We start from the raw sequence: 20062 nt of genomic DNA, 5'->3' as shown, positions 1-20062 counted from the left end.
AGGGGCCGGTCGGACGAGAGTAGACGTCGGACGAGGGGGCCGTCAGCGCACCTCGACGAAGTCGGCCACCTCCCGCTCCCCGCGCGCCCGTGGCTCCTCGGCCGCGTGTCCCACCGCAACCGCGCCCATCGGGTCCCAGCCCTGCGGCAGTTCGAGGACCTCCCGGACCACGTCCCGGCAGAACATCGTCGACGACACCCACGCGGACCCGAGTCGCTCGCCGGCCAGTGCGACCAGGAAGTTCTGCACGCCGGCGCCGGCCGCCACCACGAACATCTCCCGCTCGGCCGCGTCCCGCCGGGCGTCCCCGTAGGTGTGCGAGCCGTCCATCACGAGACAGGGGACGACGAGATACGGCGCGTGGCGCAGGACGTCGCCCCGCCGCACCCGCTTCGCGATGGACTCCTCGGACTTCCCGTCCCGGCGCAGATCGGCGATCCACGCGTCCCGCATGGCGTCCAGCAGCCGGACCCTGGACGCCTGCGACTCGAGCAGCACGAACCGCCACGGCGTGGTGTGGTGCGGCGCCGGCGCGGTGACGGCGGCCGCCACGGCCCGCCGGACCGCTCCCGGGTCGACCGGCTCGTCGGTGAAGGAGCGCACCGTCCGCCGCTGGGTCACGGCCAGCCGGACCGCCTCGGAGGTCCCGAGGCGGAACATGTCGTCGCGCGCGCCGCGCACCATGGCCCGGGCGCCCGCCGCGGCCTGTTCGGACCCCGCCGCGTCGGACTCGGCCACGACGACGTGCCCGAGTCCGCGCACCACGGCCACGGGGAGCCCCGCGGCCTTGCCCTTCACGAGATCGCCCGCGGCGGCCAGCTCGTCCGCCGTGGCGACGACCGTCGCGCTCAGCGGATTGCCGTACGCGTCCGTGCCCCCGCGCAGGTCGTCCAGCACCCGCACGCCGGCCGCGCCGATCGCGACGTCCGTGAGCCCGGCCCGCCACGGCCGCCCGAAGGTGTCGGTGACGATGACGCCGACGTCGACGCCGAGCGCGTCCCGCAGCCCGTCCCGCAGGGCCCGCGCGGACGCGTCGGGGTCCTCGGGCAGCAACAGCACCGTCCCGGAGGGGGTGTTGGAGGCGTCGACGCCCGCGGCGGCCATCACCAGGCCCTGTCGGTTCTCGACGATCCGCAGCGTCCCGCGCCGGGCCACGACCCGGACCGTCTCGGCGTCGATCGCGGCCTCCCGGTCGTCCGCCCGGACGATCCGGCCCTCCGCCTTGGACACGATCTTCGAGGTGACGAGCAGCACGTCCCCGTCGGCGAGCCGTGGCTCGGCGGCGGCGATCAGCTTGGCGAGGTCGTCGCCCGAGCGCACCTCGGGCAGCCCGGGCACGGCCCAGACCCGGTAGCCGTTCTCGACGGACCCGCTCATGCGGCCCGCACCTCCTCCGCCAGCCGCAACGCCTCCCGCGCCATCTGCGCGGTCGCGTCGAGGTCCGTCATCATCAGCGGGACGGCCCGGCAGCGGACCCCGGCCGCCTCCACCTGCCCGACGGCGCCCGCGTCCACCGTGTCGACGAGCCAGCCGTCGAGCAGCCCCGAGCCGTAGTGCTCGGCCACCGCCGCCGCCGTCGACTCCACGCCTACCGCGGCGAGCACCTTGTCGGCCATGCCGCGCACCGGTGCGTCGCCGACGATGGGGGAGAGGCCCACCACCGGCACGCCGGCTTCGGCGATCGCCTCGCGGATGCCCGGCACGGCGAGGATCGTGCCGACCGAGACGACGGGATTCGACGGCGGGAAGAGGACGACGTCCGCCTCGGCGATCGCCTCCAGCACTCCCGGCGCCGGCTTGGCCTGCTCGGCACCGACGGGCACGACGGCCACCGCCGGCACGGACGCGCGCATCCGCACCCAGTACTCCTGGAAGTGCACGGCCTTGCGCTCGCCGTCGACCTCGACGGCGACATGCGTCTCGACGCGGTCGTCCGTCATGGGGATCAGCCGTACTCCCGGCTTCCACCGGTCGCACAGCGCCTCGGTGACCGCGCTCAGCGGATATCCGGCGCCGATCATCTGCGTCCGCACGATGTGCGTGGCGAAATCGCGGTCGCCCAGCCCGAACCACCCCGGCCCGGCGCCGTACGCCGCGAGCTCCTCCTTCAGGTGGAAGGTCTCGTCGGCGCGCCCCCAGCCCTGCTCCTCGTTGATGCCGCCGCCGAGCGTGTACATCACCGTGTCGAGGTCCGGGCAGACCTTCAACCCGAAGAGATGGATGTCGTCGCCGGTGTTGCCGATGACCGTGACGTCGGCGTCCGGCACGGCCTGCTTCAGACCGCGCAGGAACCGGGCACCGCCGATGCCGCCTGCCAGAACCACAATGCGCATGAGGGCAAGTCTCGCAGGCGGCGCCGACGGCCCGCCGCCAGGTTGTGGACGACGGCCCGCCTGTGGACATCCCGCTCACCCGCCGGTGCGCCCCGCCTCCCGCCCGGCGCAGTCGGCGCAGCCCGGGCACCCGGCCGGGGCCGCGCGAGCTACGCGCCGGCGACGCCCGCGTGGCCCTGCGCGCCGACGGGCGTGCACGCCACGGCGCCCACGTCGGCCGAACCGCTCCGCAGCTCGCTGAGCATGGGCATCTCCGTGAGTCCGGGGAAGTACACGTGCAGACTCACCGCGGGCTCCAGCGCGTCGTTGACGACCTCGTGCGCGTACCCGGGCGCGAACACGCGCTGGGCGCCCGCCGCGAGCACGCGCTTGCCGCGGTCCGTGCGCTCGGTGAGCTCGCCGTCCAGGACCGTGAGCACCCCGGAGGAACGGCCGTGGTCGTGCAGTCCGCTGCCCTGACCGGGCACCCAGGACAGCAGCCACACCTCGTAGCCGGGGCCGGTGCGCAGCCGGTGGTACCAGCGGGTCGTCGCGTCGTAGCGGACCAGGTGCTCCCACTGGGAGCGGTCGTCCGCGAGGGAGCGGGCCAGGCCGACGAACTCGGCCACCGTGGCGGGATGCTCGCGCGGCGCCTGGAGGAGGTGCGGGACTTCGAGGATGTCGCCGGCGATCTGGAGGTCGCTGTCGCTGTTCATGGGTGCGGTGGTTCCTCGGAGGAAGAGGCGGAAGAACGTGGGGGTCGGCGCGATGCCGTGTACCGTCCGCCCGGATCACGGGTGGATCAGCGAGGCCCTGGTGTGGGCCGGAGGAAGACGACGGCCGAGTCGCGGTGGACTCGCCGGGTGCAACTGGAGCGCGTTGGGCTCAACAGCTGGAACAGCGACAACAGCTACAGCGAACGCGGGCAGCACCGTGGGACCCGGCGGAGCCGGTCGAGGTGAGTGCCAAGTTCGCGAGCATGCCCACTAGGACAGCGGCTCACACCTTCACTGTCAACTCGACACCCAGGATGTGGGACGCGGTTCACCTCATCAGGTTCATCTCCGAGGTGAAAGGTTTGTGCACCCGCCGACCGGGACACATGGCGCACATGCCGGGCGCGCGAACCGCACGGCGAGCCGTGATCGGGCTGTGATCCGCTTCGCTTCCGCGCGCGTGCCGCAACGAGATCGAACCTCTGAACGTCCTACCCGTACAAGCACCGCGCGGGGCCGACGGCTCTCCGGGGCTTCATCTGCTTGTCAAGGTTTATGGCGATTTGAACACTTACCGCATGGCCTTGGTTCCGCAGAGTGAATAAGGGGCTCAATAGCAGATCTCGGCTTGACTCGCCCGGAGCAGCACACTTGTAATTTCACTCGTGTCGTTCAGCCGGAATCGGTAACGGCCACGTCACGGGGACGCGAAAGACAGAGCGAGGGGCGCACATGACCGAGCTGGTGCAGCAACTGCTGGTCGACGTCGACGACGCGGACGAGGAACTCGGCTGGCAGGAGCGCGCGCTGTGCGCCCAGACCGATCCCGAGTCCTTCTTCCCCGAGAAGGGCGGCTCCACCCGCGAGGCCAAGAAGGTCTGCCTCGCCTGCGAGGTCCGCTCCGAATGTCTCGAGTACGCCCTCGCGAACGACGAGAGATTCGGCATCTGGGGCGGCCTGTCCGAACGGGAGCGCCGCCGGCTGAAGAAAGCCGCGGTCTGAGCGCCGCCCGCTGGGCCGAGGAGCGGCGGACGGCACGCCGGCAGCGAGGCGCAGGGGTCCGAACGGCCCGTCGCAGGTGGGTTGTCCACAGGCGGCGGGCCGTCGTCCTGCCCAGCCGATAGTGTGGGCGCTCGTCCGAGACACCCCGCCGCCCCCACGCGGCGCAGGCGTCCACCGCAGTCCAGCGAACCGGGGCCCGTACCTCGATGTCCGTGCACAGCCACACGGCAGCCCGCCAAGACGGCGCTGCCACACCTGAGTTCCCGCGTCATGTAGTGACCGCGGTGATCGTCTCCCACGACGGTGCCCGCTGGCTGCCCGACGCGCTCGCCGGGCTGCTCGGTCAGGAGCGCCCCGCCCAGTCCGTCATGGCCGCCGACACCGGCAGCTCCGACGACTCCGCGCGACTGCTCGCCGAAGCCCTCGGCGACGACCGCGTCCTGCACCTCGCCCGGCGCACCGGGTTCGGCCAGGCCGTCGAGGAGGCCCACCGCACGGCCCCCGTCCTCACCCCCGAGGAACTGCCCTACCTCAAGCGCCCCAGCGGCTGGGACCCGGTCACCCGCACCTGGCGCGACGACGCCTACGACCTGCCGGAGCTCCCGCACGGAGAGCCCGTCCAGTGGCTCTGGCTGCTCCACGACGACTGCGCCCCCGAACCCGAGGCGCTCGCCGAACTGCTGCGCGTCGTCGAGAACGAACTCGAGCTCGGCCGTGACGACGTGGCCGTCGTCGGACCCAAGCTCCGCGGCTGGTACGACCGCCGCCAACTGCTCGAGGTCGGCGTCACCATCGCCCACTCCGGCCGCCGCTGGACCGGCCTGGACCGCCGCGAACAGGACCAGGGCCAGCACGACCACGTCCGGTCCGTGCTGTCCGTCTCCACCGCCGGCATGCTGATCCGCCGCGACGTCTTCGAACAGCTCGGCGGCTTCGACCGCCGCCTCCCCCTCATGCGCGACGACGTCGACCTGTGCTGGCGCGCACAGGCCGCCGGCCACCGCGTCCTCATCGCCCCCGAAGCCGTCGTACGGCACGCCGAGGCCGCCTCCCGCGAACGCCGCACCGTCGACTGCGCGGGCCGCACCAGCGCCTCCCCGCACAAGGTCGACAAGGCCGGCGCCGCCTACACCCTCCTCGTCAACAGCCGCACCGCCCTGCTGCCCTGGGTCCTGGTGCGCCTCGTCGTCGGCACCGTGCTGCGCACCGTCGCCTACCTCGTCGGCAAGGTCCCCGGACAGGCCGTCGACGAGATCCGCGGCCTGCTGGGCACCCTGCTGCGACCCGAGCGGATCATCGCCGGACGCCGCGCACGCGGCCGGGCCACCGTCGACAAGGACGAACTGCGCTCCCTGTTCCCGCCGCCCGGCGCGACCGTGCGGGCCACCATCGAACAGGCCGCCGGCGACCTCTTCGGCTCCTCCGACCCCGAGGCCGTCTCCGGCGCCGGCCGGCACGGCGGCGCCGTCGAGTCCGGCCCCGGCGGCGACGACGCCGACTTCCTGGAGATCGAGCAGTTCGCCCGCCTCAAGCGCATCGCCCGCAAGCCAGGCCCGGTGCTCTTCGTCGTCCTGCTGCTCGTCTCCCTCGTCGCCTGCCGCAACCTCCTCGGCGGCGGCGCGCTCGCCGGCGGCGCCCTGCTGCCCGCCCCGCCCGACGCCTCCGACCTGTGGGCCCGCTACACCGACGCCTGGCACGCGGTGGGCGCCGGCGGCACCGCGTCCGCCCCGCCCTACCTCGCGATCATCGCCACGCTGGCCACCCTGCTCCTCGGCTCGACCGGCCTCGCCCTCACGGTGCTGCTCGTCTGCTCGGTGCCCCTGGCCGGCGTGAGCGCCTACTTCGCCTCCCGGCCGCTCGTCTCGTCGCGTCTGCTGCGCGCGTGGGCGGCCGTCGTCTACGCCTTCCTGCCCGCCGCCACCGGCGCCCTCGCCGGCGGCCGCGTCGGCACCGCCGTCCTGGCCGTCCTGCTGCCGCTCATCGCCCGCGCGGGCGTCGCCGCAGCCGGCCTGACGCGACACGACGGCGGCCGCGGCAGCTGGCGCGCCACCTGGGCGTACGCACTGCTGCTGACCGTCACCACCGCGTTCACGCCGATCGTCTGGCCCATCGCCCTGGTCCTCGGCCTCGCCGTCCTCGCCCTGCGGCGCCGCGACGTCACCGCCCACGCCCTGCGCTTCCTGGCCCAGCTCGGCACGCCCCTGTTGATCCTCGCGCCCTGGTCGCTGACGCTGCTGCCGTTCGGCTTCTTCACCCAGGCCGGCCTCGATCACGGCCCGTCGGCCGCCACCGCGCTCGACCTGCTCGGCGCTAGCCCCGGCGGCCCGGGCACCGTCGAGGGCCTCATGCTGATCGGCATCGTGCTCGCCGCGCTGGCCGCCCTGCTCCGCTCCGAACGCCACTTCGGCGTCCTGGCGGCCTGGGCGGTCGCCCTCGTGGGCCTTGTCTTCGCCATCCTGTCCAACAAGTCCACCTGGGCCGGCCCCGCCACCCTCGTCTACGGCATCGCCCTCCTCGCCGCCGCCGTCGTCGGCGCCGAGGGAGCACGCACGCGTGTCGCCGAGCAGAGCTTCGGCTGGCGCCAGCCGGTCGCCGTCCTCATCGCCTTCGCCTCGGCCGCGGGTCCGCTGCTCGTCGCCGCCGGCTGGATGATCGGCGGCGCCGACGGCCCCCTGGAGCGCCGCGACCCCGTCCAGGTGCCCGCCTTCGTCGCCGAAGAGGCCGGCGACCGCGACCAGGCCCGCACCCTCGTCCTCGACAGCGACTCCGCCGCCCACGTCGGCTACATGCTGGTCCGCGGCTCCGGCGCACGCCTCGGCGACGCCGAACTCGCCGCGGCCGACGGCGAGAACGCCCAGCTCGACAAGGTCGTCGCCAACCTCGTCGCCGGCTCCGGCGCCGACCAGAGCGACCAGCTCGGCAAGTTCGCCGTGGGCTACGTCCTCGTCCACAAGGGCGCGCCACGCGAGGTCGCCCGCGTCCTGGACGCGACGCCCGGCCTGAAGCGGCTCAGCCAGCAGGACGGCAGCGCGCTGTGGCGGGTCGACCAGGAGGTCTCCCGCGCGGCCGTCGTCCCCGCGTCCGGCCAGGGCACACCGGTCCCGGTCGCCGCCGGGCCCGTCGACATCCACACCGCCCTCCCCGCCGGCGCCGGGAAACGCGTCCTGCGGCTCGCCGACGCGGCCGCCGACGGCTGGACGGCCACCCTCGACGGCAAGCCCCTCACCCCCACCACCGTCGACGGCTGGGCCCAGGGCTTCGAACTGCCCGCCTCCGGCGGCACGCTGGACGTCACCTACGACGACCCGTTCGCCCACACCGCATGGCTGTGGGCACAGGGCCTGCTCGCCGTGGTCCTCGTCGTGCTGGCCCTCCCCGGCCGCCGCCGCGACGTCGACGACGACCTCCCCGAGGAGGACGTCGTCCCCGCCCAGGCCGTCGAGGGCGAGGGCCGCCGCGCCCGCCGCCTGCGCGCCCAGGCCGAGGCCGAGGCCGAAGAGCCCGGCCGGGACGGCGAGTTCCCGGTCCCCCCGCAGGAGGAGCAGCCGTCGGCCCCGGTCCCCCAGCAGCAGTCCTACGGCGCCTGGAGCGAACCGGACCAGCCGGCCTACGCGGGCGCCGAGTACGGCGGCTACCCCGCCGACCAGTACCCGGGCGCCCAGCAGTACCCGGCGGGCGGCTACGACCAGCCGCAGCAGTCCTACGACCCCTACCAGGCCGGCGGCCAGTACGAGCCGTACGGCTACGACGGCCAGGCCCCGCAGGCGCCGTACGACCCGAACCACCCGCAGCAGGCCTACGACCCGCAGGCCTACGACCCCGCCGCCTACGGCCAGGGCGGCTACGACCCCGCCTACGACCCGGCCCAGCACCCCCACGGCGCCGGCAACGAGCGCCCCGACGGGAGCCAGCAGTGAACCGCACCACCCTGTCCCTGATCGCCGGCACGGTCGCTCTCGCCGCCGTCACCGGGTTCGCCGCGCTCGACCAGCCCGAGGCTCCCGGCCAGGACACCGCCAAGGCGGCCGCCGAACTGCCCGTGGAGCGCACCAGCCTGCTCTGCCCCTCGCCCAGCACCTCGGACCTCGCCGAGACGTCGTACACGTCCTTCACCCCCGTCACCAAGGGGACCGCCGCACGCGGCACGGCCGAACTCACGGCGGCGGCGGGGAACTCGGCCCCTCCGGCGGACACGGCGAGCGGCAAGACGGGGGACAAGGCCAGCGGCAAGAAGAAGGCGGCGAAGCCCGTCGTCGCCCCCAAGGCCCCCGGCACCCCGGCCGTCGGCGTCACCACGGGCGGCGACGCACCCGCACTCCTCGGCACCGCCGACGGGAAGTTCGCCCCCGGCTGGACGGTCCAGGAGACCACGGAGGTCGTCGCCGGCAGCGGTCGCGGCCTGCAGGGCCTCACCTGCACCGCACCCGACACCGAGTTCTGGTTCCCCGGCGCCAGCACGTCCGCCGACCGCACGGACTACGTCCACCTCATCAATCCGGACGACTCCGCCGCCGTCGTCGACATCGAGCTGTACGGCAAGGGCGGCGCCCTGGCGAGCACGGTGGGGGAGGACATCACCGTCCCCGCCCACTCCAGCGAGCCGATCCTGCTGTCCACGCTCACCCCGGAGAAGCAGGAGGACCTCACCGTCCACGTCAACGTCCGCAGCGGCCGCCTCGGGGCAGCCGTCCAGGCCCTGGACGCGAAACTCGGCGGCGACTGGCTCGCCTCCTCCACCGAACCGGCCGCCACCCAGGTCATCCCCGGCATCCCCAAGGACGCCACCGCCGTCCGCCTCATCGCCTACGCCCCCGGCGACGCGGACGCCGACCTCAAGGTGCAACTGGCTTCAGCCTCCGGCCTCATCACCCCGGCAGGGCACGAGACGCTGCACGTCAAGGCGGGCATGACGACCTCCGTCGACCTCGGCAACGTCACGCGCGGGGAGGCCGGCTCCCTGATCCTGACCCCGACGGACCGGTCGACGCCGGTGGTCGCCGCCGTACGGGTGCTGCGCGGCAAGGGCGACAAGCAGGAGTCGGCGTTCATCCCGGCGGCCGCCCCGGTCGGCGCGCGCGCGTCGGCAGCCGACAACACCGCCAAGACCGCCGTCCTGTCCCTCACCGCCCCCAAGGGCGCGGCCAAGGTCAAGGTCACCGCGTCCGCGGGCAGCGGCGGCGGCACGCCCGTCTCCCAGACGTACACGATCAAGGCGGGCGCCACACAGGAGGTCCGACCGCCCGTCCCCGCCGGTCTGAAGGGCACGTTCGCGCTGACCGTCGAACCCCTCACGGCCACCCCCGTCTACGCCTCCCGCACCCTGACGGTCACTCAGGAGGGCGTCCAGGGCTTCACGATCCAGACCCTGCCGGACGACCGGGGGACGGTGGCGGTACCGCAGGCCGACGAGGACGTCTCCGTGCTGCAGAGGTGACCCGAAAGGGTGGCTCCGTCCCCCGCAAGGGGGACCCCGGACGCCGCGACGCTCAGTCCTCGCCGTAGCGCGGATCCACCGTCTCGGGCGTCAGCCCCAGCAGCTCGGCGACCTGCTCCACGACGACCTCGTGCACCAGCGCGGCCCGTTCGTCGCGTCCCTTGGTGCGGATCTCGACCGGCCGCCGGTAGACGACGACCCGCGCCCGTCGCCCCTCACGCGCGGGGATCGTGCCGCCCAGCGGGACCGCCTCGTCGTTCCACGGCTCCGACGCCGCGTCCAGCCGCGGCACCTCAAGGACCATGAAGTCGATGTCGGTGAGCTGCGGCCATCGCCGTTCCAGCCGGTCCACGGAGTCCTGCACGAGGTCGGCGAACACATCGGCGCGACTGGCGGCCAACGGCACCTGGGGCGGTGCGACAGGCCCCCGCATCCCCCGCCCATGGCGATCGCGACGACGGGGTCCGGGGCCGGCGGCAGGGGGCGGTACGGGGCTCTCCATCACTACTGAAGCGTAGTCCCCGCGATGCCCCGGCGCCCCGCCCCCACACGGCTCCGCCGGCGTCCCGCCCGTCACGTCCTGTCGTCGGCCCACACGCGCCGTCTGTCGCAGGATGACCATTCCAGCCAAGGTTGGGCTCGAATCCGTATCCCTCCGAGACCGGTGAGCTCATGGCAATTGATGCCGTTTGTGCCGAGTGGTGACCGCGAGCCGACAGGTTCCCATCCTCAATCACTGGTGTTCACGCAGGTCAGCGGGGTATGACTGAACCGGCGCGTGGGGCGTTTCACAACCCGACACGGTGGAGTGACCTGGTGGAGAGTCGTCGCGGCCCGCTCAAGAGTGCGGTACCGTCCAACATCGTGAGCCCTGTACGTCGCTGTTCGCGCACCGCCTGCGGCCGACCCGCCGTCGCGACGCTGACGTACGTCTACGCCGACTCGACCGCTGTCCTCGGCCCGCTCGCCACCTACGCCGAGCCCCACTGCTACGACCTGTGCGCCGAGCACTCCGAGCGCCTCACCGCGCCGCGCGGCTGGGAGGTCGTCCGGCTCCTCGACAGCTCGGCCCCCGCCCGCCCCAGCGGAGACGACCTGGAAGCGCTTGCCAACGCGGTGCGCGAGGCCGCCCGCCCGCAGGAGCGCGCTGCCGGAGCCGGCGGCGGCCGACGCACGGCGGACCCGATGGAGGTCGCGCGCCGCGGCCACCTGCGGGTCCTGCGCTCGCCGGACAACTGAGCAGCCGCACCCGCCGCTCCCCTAACCCCCTCGGCGCCCTCCCTCGGCGAGCCCCCGCACCGCCCACCCCTCGTGAGGTACGGCGAGCAGGACGGCAACCGCTTTCTGAGCCTCAGCCGACCGGGACCAGACCGGGACCAGACAGGAACCCGGCCGGCGCCCGACCTGCACCTGACCGCGCATCACCCCGTCCCGGCGGCGACGAACCCCGCGCATCATCCGAGCCCGAGACCTTCCTCCTCGCCCCCACCACCCGCCCCGCCGGCGGCTCCCCGGCCCGCTCCGCCCGCCGTGCCGGACCCCCGCGGCCCCACCCTCACCAGCGGTACGCTGACCAGGCACGTCCGCACCCCCGGGAGCACACCCGCCCGTAACCGCGACTCGCACCTCGACCCGCAACCTCGAAGGGACACCCCATGCCGCTCGAAGCCGGCCTCCTGGAGATCCTCGCCTGCCCCGCCTGCCACGCGCCCCTCAAGGAGCAGGACACCGAGCTGATCTGCACGGCGCAGGACTGCGGCCTGGCCTACCCGGTGCGCGACGACATCCCCGTCCTCCTCGTCGACGAGGCCCGCCGCCCGGCATAACGCGCCCGCCGCGCCCCGCCCGGCGACCCGCGCCGCCCCCGGAGGCGCACCGCGCCCGGCCCCCCACACCCCCGGCCCCGAAACCGACGACGCTCCAGGCGATCGGAGACTGCCGCCATGCTCGACGACTCGCTGCTCGACACGCCGGAGGCCCTCACCGAGGCCGACCGCAGAGCCCTACTGCGCGGCGCGGCCGAAGCCGGCGCCCGCGTCCGCACCGCCGCCCGGCACGCGGCCGAGGCCGGCGTGAACGACCTGGCGCCAGACGGCCGCCCCCGCGCCATCCTCATCGCAGGACCCGGCGCCGCCGCCGTCTGCGTGGCCGACCTCCTCGGCACCCTCGCCGGCGCCGCCTGCCCCGTCATCCGGCTCGCGCCCACCGGCGTCGCCCCCGCCGCAGGCGCCCTGCGCTGGGAAATCCCCGGCTGGGCCGGCTCCGTGGACCTCCTCCTCATCGCCACCCCGGACGGCAGCGAACCCGGCCTCTCCCTTCTCGCCGAGCAGGCCTACCGCCGGGGCTGCACCGTCGCCGCCGTCGCCCCCGCCCGCTCGCCGCTCAGCGAAGCCGCCGTCGCCGCGCACAGCCTGTTCATCCCCCTGGCGACCGCCCCGTACGAACAGGACGAGCAGCCTCCCGTGGCCGCGTCCGCGCCCGGCGTCCTGTGGGCCCTGCTCACCCCTCTCCTCGCCCTCCTCGACCGCATCGCCCTGATCGCCGCCCCGCCCGAGGAGCTCGAGAAGGTCGCCGACCGACTCGACCAGGTCGCCGAACGCTGCGGACCCGCCGTCGCCACCTACAGCAACCCGGCCAAGACCCTGGCCGCCGAACTCGCCGACGCGCTCCCCGTGATCTGGACGGAAGGGACCTCGGCCGGCCCCGCGGGACGCCGCTTCGCCGCCGCCCTCGCCGAACTCGCCGGCCGCCCCGCCCTCGTCGCCGAACTCCCCGAGGCCCTCGCCGAGCACAACGCGCTTCTGGCCGGCCCACTCGCCGCCAGCGCCGACCCGGACGACTTCTTCCGCGACCGCGTCGAGGAACCGCCCGCCCTCCACGCGCGCGTGGTGCTGCTGCGCGACCGTCCGATCGGCGGCCTCACCGCCGCGCCGTCCGCCCGCGAACTGGCCCTCAGCCATGACACGCCGATCAGCGAACTCGAACCCGAGGAGGGCGGCGAACTCGTCACCCTCGCCGAGCTCATCGCCACCACGGACTTCGCCGCCGTCTACCTGGCGCTCGCCTCGGGAGCCTGACGCGACCGCGTAGCGGCCGCCGAACGACCGTCCACGGCCGACCGCCCCCGCCCGACGCCGCCCCCGCACGACCGACGACCGACAACCGACCGACAACCGACAACCGACCGACCGACAACCGACCGACCGACAACCGACCGACGACGGACGGGCAGCCAGAGAGAGACCGCATGGACCGCCTCGACAACACCGTCCGCCCCTACGCCTGGGGTTCCCCCACCGCGATCCCGCATCTGCTCGGCGTGGAGCCCACCGGCGAACCGCAGGCCGAGATGTGGATGGGCGCCCACCCGGGCGCGCCCTCCCGCACCGACCGGGGCACCCTCGTCGACGTGATCGACGCCGACCCGCGCCGCGAACTCGGCGAACGGACCGTCGCCAGATTCGGCCCCCGCCTGCCCTTCCTCCTCAAACTCCTCGCCGCCGGCGCCCCCCTCTCCCTCCAGGTCCACCCCGACCTCACCCAGGCCAAGGAGGGCTACGAGGACGAGGAGCGCCGCGGCATCCCCGTCGACGCCCCGCACCGCAACTACAAGGACGCCAACCACAAGCCCGAACTCCTCTGCGCCCTCACCGAGTTCGACGGCCTCTGCGGCTTCCGCGCCCCGGCACACGCCGCCGACCTCCTCGACGGCCTCGGCGTCGACTCCCTCAAGCCGTACGTCGACCTGCTGCACGCACAGCCCGAAGAAGCCGCCCTGCGTGAGGTGCTGACCGCGATCCTCACCGCCGACCCCGACGAGACGGCGCACACCGTCACCGCCACGGCCACCGCCTGCGACCGCCTCGGCGGCCCGTACGCCCCCTACGCCGGCATCGCCCACCACTACCCCGGCGACCCCGGCGTCATCGCCGCCATGCTCCTCAACCACGTCCGGCTCCAGCCCGGCGAGGCCCTGTTCCTCGGCGCCGGCATCCCGCACGCCTACCTCAACGGCCTCGGCGTCGAGATCATGGCCAACTCCGACAACGTCCTGCGCTGCGGACTCACCCCCAAACACGTCGACGTCCCCGAACTCCTGCGCGTCGTCCGCTTCGAGCCCGGCGACGCCGCCGTCCTGCGCCCCGAAGCCGCCCCCGACGGCGAAGAGGTCTACGACACCCCCATCGACGAGTTCCGGCTCTCCCGCTACGTCCTCGCCGCCGGCGCCCCCGCCCACGACCTCACCCTCCCCACCCCGCAGATCCTGCTGTGCACCGCGGGGGCCGTCCGCGCGGGCGCACACGCCCTGACACCGGGCACGTCTGTCTTCGTCCCCGCCGGGCACAAGGCCGAAGTGAGCGGTGCGGGTACGGTCTTCCGGGCCACGGTCGTCGCGTGACCCCCCTCGCGACGACCTGACGCAGCACCGCCGGAGGGGGCTGCAACAATGGCCCCCCGGCAAAGGACGGGCAAAGCCACAACGGGCCGCGCCCAGCACGGCGTACGCACGAAGGCGAAGGGACAACGCGAACACATGAGCGCGTCAGGCGGCACCAGGGCGATCGTGGCGGCACTCGGGGCCAACCTCGCGATCGCGGCATCGAAGTTCGTGGCGTTCGCGTTCAGCGGCTCGTCGTCGATGCTCGCCGAAGGCGTGCACTCGCTCGCCGACTCCGGCAACCAGGCCCTGCTCCTCATCGGAGGCAAGAAGGCCCAGCGCGAAGCGACCCCGCAACACCCCTTCGGCTACGGCCGCGAGCGGTACATCTACGCCTTCCTCGTCTCCATCGTCCTCTTCTCCGTCGGCGGCATGTTCGCCGTCTACGAGGGCTACGAGAAGATCAAGCACCCGCACGAGATCGAGCACTGGTACTGGCCCGTCGGCGTCCTCGTCTTCGCGATCATCGCCGAGGGCTTCTCCTTCCGCACCGCCATCAAGGAGTCCAACGAACTCCGCGGCAAGCTCTCCTGGTCACAGTTCATCCGCCGCGCCAAGGCCCCCGAACTCCCCGTCGTCCTCCTCGAGGACTTCGGCGCGCTCATCGGCCTCGTCCTCGCCCTCGGCGGCGTCGGCCTCGCCCTCCTCACCGACGACGGCATCTGGGACGGCATCGGCACCGTCTGCATCGGCGTCCTCCTGATCCTCATCGCCCTCGTCCTCGCCGCCGAGACCAAGTCCCTCCTGCTCGGCGAGTCCGCAGGCCTCGAGGACGTTCAGAAGATCGAGGCCGCGATCGTGGACGGCGACACCGTCACCCGCGTCATCCACATGCGCACCCTCCACCTCGGCCCCGAAGAACTCCTGGTCGCCGCCAAGATCGCCGTCGAGCACGACGACACGGCCACCCAGGTCGCCACCGCCATCGACGCCGCCGAGGCCCGCATCCGCGCCGCCGTCCCCATCGCCCGCGTCATCTACCTCGAACCGGACATCTACAGCGAGGCCGAAGCCGCCAAGGGCCCCGACGCCGACGCCACCCCCGGCGGCCCCAGCCGCCCCACGGCCGACCACTGAGCACCCCCTGACATCACCCGACAGGACCCCCGGCACGACACCGCCGGCGGGTCCTGTCGCCGTTCCGCACCCGCCCCCTCACCTCCACCGCCCGACCGGCCGGCCGCCCGGCCCACCGGGGCGATCCGACCCGACCCCGCTCGACCCCGCTCGATCCGGCCGGATCCGGCTGGATCCGATCGGATCCAGCCCGATCCGACGCCATCCGATCGGACGCGGACTGGGGCCGCCCCGCGCCCGCGGTGTAGCTTGGAACGGAGCCAGACGTCGCTGCTGATGGCGGTCGGGCGGTCCCCAGCGGACCGTCCGAGGGAGAGAGGGCCTCCGACGGACTGCGCTGCGCGCACGCGGGCATGCCTGTGTCCTCCATCGGGCACCCCTGTGTCCGCCGCCGCGCAGACCAGCCGTACCCACACCTCGCCCCGACCCCCGAGGAGCAGCACACCATGACGACTGTCGACAACCGACAGGACTTCAAGGTCGCCGATCTCTCCCTGGCCGCCTTCGGCCGCAAGGAGATCACCCTCGCCGAGCACGAGATGCCCGGCCTGATGTCCATCCGCAAGGAGTTCGCCGCCAGCCAGCCGCTGGCCGGCGCCCGGATCATGGGCTCGCTGCACATGACCGTGCAGACCGCCGTCCTGATCGAGACCCTGGTCGCCCTGGGCGCCGAGGTCCGCTGGGTCTCCTGCAACATCTTCTCCACCCAGGACCACGCCGCCGCAGCCATCGCGGTCGGCCCGAACGGCACGCCCGACGACCCGCAGGGCGTCCCCGTCTTCGCCTGGAAGGGCGAGACCCTGGAAGAGTACTGGTGGTGCACGGAGCAGGCCCTGACCTGGCCGAACAGCCCCACCGGCGGCCCGAACATGATCCTCGACGACGGCGGCGACGCCACCCTCCTCGTCCACAAGGGCGTCGAGTACGAGAAGGCCGGCAAGGTCCCCTCCGTCGACACCGCCGAGAACGACGAGCACCGCGTCATCCTCGAACTCCTCAACCGCACCATCACCGACGGCTCCCAGAAGTGGACCCAGCTCGCCTCGGAGATCCGCGGCGTCACCGAGGAGACCACCACCGGCGTCCACCGCCTGTACGAGATGCAGCGCGACGGCGCCCTCCTCTTCCCGGCGATCAACGTCAACGACGCCGTGACCAAGTCGAAGTTCGACAACAAGTACGGCTGCCGCCACTCCCTGATCGACGGCATCAACCGCGCCACCGACGTCCTCATCGGCGGCAAGACCGCCGTCGTCTGCGGCTACGGCGACGTCGGCAAGGGCTGCGCCGAGTCGCTGCGCGGCCAGGGCGCCCGCGTGATCGTCACCGAGATCGACCCGATCTGCGCGCTCCAGGCAGCCATGGACGGCTACCAGGTCACCACCCTCGACGAGGTCGTCGACAAGGCCGACATCTTCATCACCACGACCGGCAACAAGGACATCATCATGGCCTCGGACATGGCCAAGATGAAGCACCAGGCCATCGTCGGCAACATCGGCCACTTCGACAACGAGATCGACATGGCCGGCCTCGCCAAGGTCCCCGGCGTCGTCAAGGACGAGGTCAAGCCGCAGGTCCACACCTGGACCTTCCCCGACGGCAAGGTGATCATCGTCCTGTCCGAGGGCCGACTGCTGAACCTGGGCAACGCCACCGGCCACCCGTCGTTCGTGATGTCCAACTCCTTCGCGGACCAGACCCTGGCCCAGATCGAGCTGTTCACCAAGCCCGACGAGTACCCGACCGGCGTCTACACGCTGCCCAAGCACCTCGACGAGAAGGTCGCCCGCCTCCACCTCGACTCGCTCGGCGTCAAGCTGACCACGCTCCGCCCCGAGCAGGCCTCCTACATCGGCGTCGAGGTCGACGGCCCCTACAAGTCGGACCACTACCGCTACTGAGCCCGTAGCCCCGGTCCGCAGCAGCGCAGAGACAGGCCCCCGCACCCCCGTGTCGGGGGCCTGCCCCTACGCCGCCCGGACCGGACGCCGCGGCGCCCCGACCACCCGTCACACCCCAGGACCCCCATGCCCCGCGGCCGGTATTCGCTGCACGACCCGCACGACCACACCCTCCTCGCACACGAGCACTTCCACTGCGCCCCCGGCCCCTCCGGCTGGCGCTACGTGTCACAGCTGACGACCCCTGCCGGCGATCACACCGGCTCCGTCGACCTCACCCTCGACGACCTCGGCCGCCCCCTGCGCCTCGAACTCCACGCGAGCAGCTGGCAGGTACGCGGCGCAGCTCTGGACGGCGTCACCTGGGTCCGCACCGACCCCACCGGATCCCACGCCACCGAAGGCAACGTCCCCGCCCACGCCTTCACCGGCGCCTCGCCCGCCTTCCTCGTCGCCATCAGCCGACTCCTACGCCTGACCCCCTCCTCCCCGGCCACCCGCGTACGTCTCGTCGCCTTCACCGACCCCGTCCTCGCCCCACGCACCGTGGACCAGTCCTGGTCCCTGCTGAAAAGCGAAGCACACGCCACTGACAGCGGCCCCCTGACCGTGGACGAATACCAGGTCACCGCCCTGGACACGGGCGAACAGCACAGCGTGCACCTCGCCGGCGACGTCGTCCTCGCCGCCCCCGGCATCGACCTCGAAGACCTTGAAACACCCCCCTCGGCCTTCGACTGACCGCCACCCGGCCTACGCCGGCGGCACGAACCCGGTGCCCGGCCCCGCAGACCGGTCGACGACAGCCGGCCCCTCCGACGGAACCCCGGCCGCGCCCGCCGGCCGGACATACGACGCCGGCGGACCGTACGCCGGCGCCGCACCACCCGCGCCCGCCACCGGTACGCCCCCGAACGCCCGCCGCGCCTCCCGCACCTGCCGCTCCTGCACGACCGCCGCCAGATAAGCGGCAGGCGGCACCCCCTGCGGCGCCGGCGCCCCCGTGCACGCTGCGAGCTCGCCGGCCAGCCGCACCGCCATCGCCCAGCCGACCTGCGGATCCAGCTGGCCCATCCGTCCCAGGTACTGCCGGACCGCCAGCCACAGCCCGTCCGGCACCGCCGACAGATCGAGACCCTGGAACCGCCCCGCCAGCCAGGGCGGAGGCGGCTCCACGAAACCGGACCGCGCAGCGGGCACCCGCTCCCGCACCACCAACGTCCCGGCGAAGACGTCACCGAGCCGCCGCCCCCGCGCCGACACGAGCGAGGCGACACAGGCCACCACCCCGAGCGTCAGCAGAATCTCCACCACCCCGATCGCACCGCGCACCAACGCGTGCCGGAAACGGATCGGTCCGCCGTCGTCCCGAACCACCCGCAGACCGCAGGCCAGCTTCCCCAGCGACCGCCCATGACTGAGCGTCTCCACCGCTATCGGCCCACCCACCAGCACCAGCAGGAACGTGGCGATCGACAGAGCGATCTGCGCCGCGTCGTCCAAAGACGCCGTCGACACCACCACCACGACACTCACGACCACATAGGCCGTGACCGCAACCACGAGGTCCAGCAACGTGGCCAACCCCCGGCTGGGCAGCCTGGCAGGCCGCAGCTCCAACGCCACGGCCTCACCCGTCACCAGCTCACTCACGCCCGACATCCCTTCCCTGGCCCGCCCCGAGAACCGCCAGTCTGCCAAGCTGAGGGCACTTCGCGCCGCAGTACGACAAGCTGACATCCCACCGCCGGCCGCCGACGAACAGCCGAGGAGCAGGCACACCCATGGACCTCGACGTCTTCGTCTCAGCCCACCGAGCCGAATGGGACCGCCTGGACGCCCTCCTGCGCCGCCGACGCACTCTCACCGGGGCCGAGACCGACGAGCTCGTCACCCTCTACCAGCGCACCGCCACCCACCTCTCCCTCATCCAGTCCAGCGCCCCCGACCCCCAGCTGACCGGACGGCTCACCCAGCTCGTGGCACGCGCGCGCAGCACGGTGACCGGCACCCGCCGGGCCTCGTGGCGCGACGTGACGCGTTTCCTCACCCAGGGCTTCCCCGCCGCGGTCTACAGGTCACGGCACTGGTGGGTCCCCACGGCGCTGCTCTCCACCGCCGTCGCCGCCCTCTTGGGCTGGTGGATCGGCGTTCATCCGGAAGTACAGGCCTCGATAGCCGCCCCGGACGAACTGCGCGACCTCACCCGGCCGGGCGGCCTCTACGAGACGTACTACTCGAGCCACCAGGCTGCGGCGTTCGCCGCACAGGTCTGGACGAACAACGCCCAGGCCGCCGCTCTGTGTCTGGTCCTCGGCGTCTTCCTCGGCCTGCCGGTCCTCTGGATCCTCTTCCAGAACATGCTCAACCTCGGCATCGGAGTCGGCCTGATGTCCTCGGCCGGTCGTCTCGACACCTTCCTCGGTCTCGTCCTGCCGCACGGACTCCTCGAGCTGACAGCGGTCTTCGTGGCGGCCGGCACCGGACTTCGGCTGGGCTGGACCGTCATCGACCCGGGCCCCCGCACCCGGCGCACCGCGCTCGCCGAAGAAGGACGTGCCGCCGTCGGCATGGCGATAGGCCTCGCCCTGGTCCTGTTCGTCTCCGGTGCCATCGAAGGCTTCGTCACCCCGTCCGGCCTGCCCACCTGGGCCCGCATCACCATCGGCATCGCGGCCGAACTGGGCTTCCTGGCCTATGTCTACGTGCTCGGCGGGAGGGCCGCCCGGGCCGGCGACATGGGTGACGTCGAGGCGGCCGAGCGCAGCGCGACGGTGCCGACAGCCGCCTGATGTGCGACCGCCCCCTATGAACTGCTAGTCTCCTCTTCGCCTCGCAAACGCCGTTGACACGGAGTGCGTGAGGAGGTAGATTCGAACAGTTGCCTGGAACTGGACGCAGTCCGGTCGGCAAGGGTTAGTATCTGTCGGCCTCGTGAATCTCTGATTCCATAGAGGCCTCTCGACAAGTCGGAAATCGAATGGCCGGTCAGACCGCCCAGAAACTTCTGATAAAGTCGGAACCGCCGGAAAGGGAAACCGCGAGATAAGCGGGGAACCTGGAAAGCGCCGAGGAAATCGGATCGGAAACGGTCTGATAGAGTCGGAAACGCAAGACCGAAGGGAAACTGCCCGGAGGAAAGCCCGAGAGGGTGAGTACGAAGGAAGCGTCCGTTCCTT

Annotated in this window: 17 protein-coding genes; 11 read left to right on the top strand and 6 right to left on the bottom strand. The window is 72.8% G+C overall.

Annotated elements, in window-relative coordinates; all coding sequences use genetic code 11:
• Window positions 1-42: 42 nt before the first annotated feature.
• The 3 genes from ABT300_RS15635 to ABT300_RS15625 form a co-directional block, all read right to left on the bottom strand.
• A complete protein-coding gene (locus tag ABT300_RS15635; protein ID WP_351675411.1) occupies window positions 43-1377 on the bottom strand; it encodes a coenzyme F420-0:L-glutamate ligase in 1335 nt (444 codons plus the stop codon).
• Window positions 1374-2333: a 2-phospho-L-lactate transferase gene (gene cofD, locus ABT300_RS15630; protein WP_351675408.1), complete on the bottom strand. Its 960-nt coding sequence runs from the start codon at window positions 2331-2333 to the stop codon at window positions 1374-1376. The genes ABT300_RS15635 and cofD overlap by 4 nt, the downstream gene beginning before the upstream one ends.
• 149 nt (window positions 2334-2482) lie before the next feature.
• Window positions 2483-3028, bottom strand: coding sequence for a cysteine dioxygenase (locus ABT300_RS15625; protein ID WP_351675405.1), 546 nt, complete (start codon window positions 3026-3028; stop codon window positions 2483-2485).
• Window positions 3029-3760: 732 nt separating this feature from the next.
• Here ABT300_RS15625 and ABT300_RS15620 point away from each other — a divergent pair.
• From ABT300_RS15620 to ABT300_RS15610, 3 genes are all read left to right on the top strand, one after another.
• Window positions 3761-4030: a WhiB family transcriptional regulator gene (locus tag ABT300_RS15620; RefSeq protein ID WP_020128551.1), complete on the top strand. Its 270-nt coding sequence runs from the start codon at window positions 3761-3763 to the stop codon at window positions 4028-4030.
• 206 nt (window positions 4031-4236) lie between these two features.
• Entirely contained in the window at window positions 4237-7947 is a 3711-nt protein-coding gene (locus ABT300_RS15615) for a glycosyltransferase (RefSeq protein WP_351675402.1), read from the top strand.
• Window positions 7944-9464 (top strand): DUF5719 family protein, encoded by a 1521-nt coding sequence (locus tag ABT300_RS15610; RefSeq protein WP_351675399.1) that lies wholly within the window; start codon window positions 7944-7946, stop codon window positions 9462-9464. The genes ABT300_RS15615 and ABT300_RS15610 overlap by 4 nt, the downstream gene beginning before the upstream one ends.
• Before the next feature lie 52 nt (window positions 9465-9516).
• Here the strand turns inward: ABT300_RS15610 and ABT300_RS15605 are convergent, their stop codons facing one another.
• Complete coding sequence (locus tag ABT300_RS15605) at window positions 9517-9966, bottom strand: metallopeptidase family protein (RefSeq protein ID WP_079041240.1); 450 nt, start codon at window positions 9964-9966, stop codon at window positions 9517-9519.
• A 314-nt stretch (window positions 9967-10280) separates the two neighbouring features.
• Here ABT300_RS15605 and ABT300_RS15600 point away from each other — a divergent pair, with 314 nt between their 5' ends.
• The 7 genes from ABT300_RS15600 (at window position 10281) to ABT300_RS15570 (ending at window position 17624) form a co-directional block, all read left to right on the top strand.
• On the top strand, window positions 10281-10703 hold the full coding sequence (locus ABT300_RS15600) for a DUF3499 domain-containing protein (RefSeq protein WP_319279863.1): 423 nt from the start codon (window positions 10281-10283) through the stop codon (window positions 10701-10703).
• Between the two features lie 416 nt (window positions 10704-11119).
• Window positions 11120-11290 carry a Trm112 family protein gene (locus tag ABT300_RS15595; RefSeq protein ID WP_079041239.1) on the top strand — a complete coding sequence of 57 codons (171 nt, stop codon included), beginning with the start codon at window positions 11120-11122 and terminating at the stop codon, window positions 11288-11290.
• Window positions 11291-11407: 117 nt separating this feature from the next.
• Window positions 11408-12541 carry an SIS domain-containing protein gene (locus ABT300_RS15590; RefSeq protein WP_351675395.1) on the top strand — a complete coding sequence of 378 codons (1134 nt, stop codon included), beginning with the start codon at window positions 11408-11410 and terminating at the stop codon, window positions 12539-12541.
• Between the two features lie 170 nt (window positions 12542-12711).
• Window positions 12712-13863, top strand: a complete 1152-nt coding sequence (gene manA, locus ABT300_RS15585) for a mannose-6-phosphate isomerase, class I (RefSeq protein ID WP_351675392.1) — start codon at window positions 12712-12714, stop codon at window positions 13861-13863.
• 135 nt (window positions 13864-13998) lie between these two features.
• Entirely contained in the window at window positions 13999-14979 is a 981-nt protein-coding gene (locus tag ABT300_RS15580) for a cation diffusion facilitator family transporter (RefSeq protein ID WP_351675389.1), read from the top strand.
• A gap of 446 nt (window positions 14980-15425) precedes the next feature.
• Complete coding sequence (gene ahcY, locus ABT300_RS15575; protein WP_351675386.1) at window positions 15426-16883, top strand: adenosylhomocysteinase; 1458 nt, start codon at window positions 15426-15428, stop codon at window positions 16881-16883.
• Between the two features lie 126 nt (window positions 16884-17009).
• The gene (locus tag ABT300_RS15570; RefSeq protein ID WP_351675383.1) at window positions 17010-17624 is read left to right on the top strand and encodes a hypothetical protein; all 615 of its coding nucleotides are present in this window, start codon (window positions 17010-17012) and stop codon (window positions 17622-17624) included.
• Window positions 17625-17636: 12 nt separating this feature from the next.
• Here the strand turns inward: ABT300_RS15570 and ABT300_RS15565 are convergent, their stop codons facing one another.
• Entirely contained in the window at window positions 17637-18536 is a 900-nt protein-coding gene (locus ABT300_RS15565; RefSeq protein ID WP_351675381.1) for an RDD family protein, read from the bottom strand.
• A 131-nt stretch (window positions 18537-18667) separates the two neighbouring features.
• Between ABT300_RS15565 and ABT300_RS15560 the strand changes: the two genes are divergently transcribed.
• Window positions 18668-19675 (top strand): stage II sporulation protein M, encoded by a 1008-nt coding sequence (locus ABT300_RS15560; protein WP_351675379.1) that lies wholly within the window; start codon window positions 18668-18670, stop codon window positions 19673-19675.
• 196 nt (window positions 19676-19871) lie between these two features.
• On the opposite strand, the gene ABT300_RS15555 is transcribed toward ABT300_RS15560, so the two are convergent.
• Window positions 19872-20062 (bottom strand): hypothetical protein (locus ABT300_RS15555; RefSeq protein ID WP_351675376.1); only part of this gene is annotated, 191 nt, incomplete at its 5' end.

Origin of the sequence: Streptomyces sp. NPDC001027 (assembly GCF_040299045.1) — a bacterium.
Classification (GTDB): Bacteria; Actinomycetota; Actinomycetes; order Streptomycetales; family Streptomycetaceae; genus Streptomyces.
The sequence above is the reverse complement of the archived record's forward strand: the minus strand, read 5'-3'. Positions and strand labels throughout refer to the sequence as shown.

Bases quoted from the DNA above. Each gene is read 5' to 3' on its own strand.
- ABT300_RS15635 (WP_351675411.1), bottom strand. From the start codon at position 1,377: ATGAGCGGGTCCGTCGAGAACGGCTACCGGGTCTGGGCCGTGCCCGGG.
- cofD (WP_351675408.1), bottom strand. From the start codon at position 2,333: ATGCGCATTGTGGTTCTGGCAGGCGGCATCGGCGGTGCCCGGTTCCTG.
- ABT300_RS15625 (WP_351675405.1), bottom strand. From the start codon at position 3,028: ATGAACAGCGACAGCGACCTCCAGATCGCCGGCGACATCCTCGAAGTC.
- ABT300_RS15620 (WP_020128551.1), top strand. From the start codon at position 3,761: ATGACCGAGCTGGTGCAGCAACTGCTGGTCGACGTCGACGACGCGGAC.
- ABT300_RS15615 (WP_351675402.1), top strand. From the start codon at position 4,237: ATGTCCGTGCACAGCCACACGGCAGCCCGCCAAGACGGCGCTGCCACA.
- ABT300_RS15605 (WP_079041240.1), bottom strand. From the start codon at position 9,966: ATGGAGAGCCCCGTACCGCCCCCTGCCGCCGGCCCCGGACCCCGTCGT.
- ABT300_RS15595 (WP_079041239.1), top strand. From the start codon at position 11,120: ATGCCGCTCGAAGCCGGCCTCCTGGAGATCCTCGCCTGCCCCGCCTGC.
- ABT300_RS15590 (WP_351675395.1), top strand. From the start codon at position 11,408: ATGCTCGACGACTCGCTGCTCGACACGCCGGAGGCCCTCACCGAGGCC.
- manA (WP_351675392.1), top strand. From the start codon at position 12,712: ATGGACCGCCTCGACAACACCGTCCGCCCCTACGCCTGGGGTTCCCCC.
- ABT300_RS15580 (WP_351675389.1), top strand. From the start codon at position 13,999: ATGAGCGCGTCAGGCGGCACCAGGGCGATCGTGGCGGCACTCGGGGCC.
- ahcY (WP_351675386.1), top strand. From the start codon at position 15,426: ATGACGACTGTCGACAACCGACAGGACTTCAAGGTCGCCGATCTCTCC.
- ABT300_RS15570 (WP_351675383.1), top strand. From the start codon at position 17,010: ATGCCCCGCGGCCGGTATTCGCTGCACGACCCGCACGACCACACCCTC.
- ABT300_RS15560 (WP_351675379.1), top strand. From the start codon at position 18,668: ATGGACCTCGACGTCTTCGTCTCAGCCCACCGAGCCGAATGGGACCGC.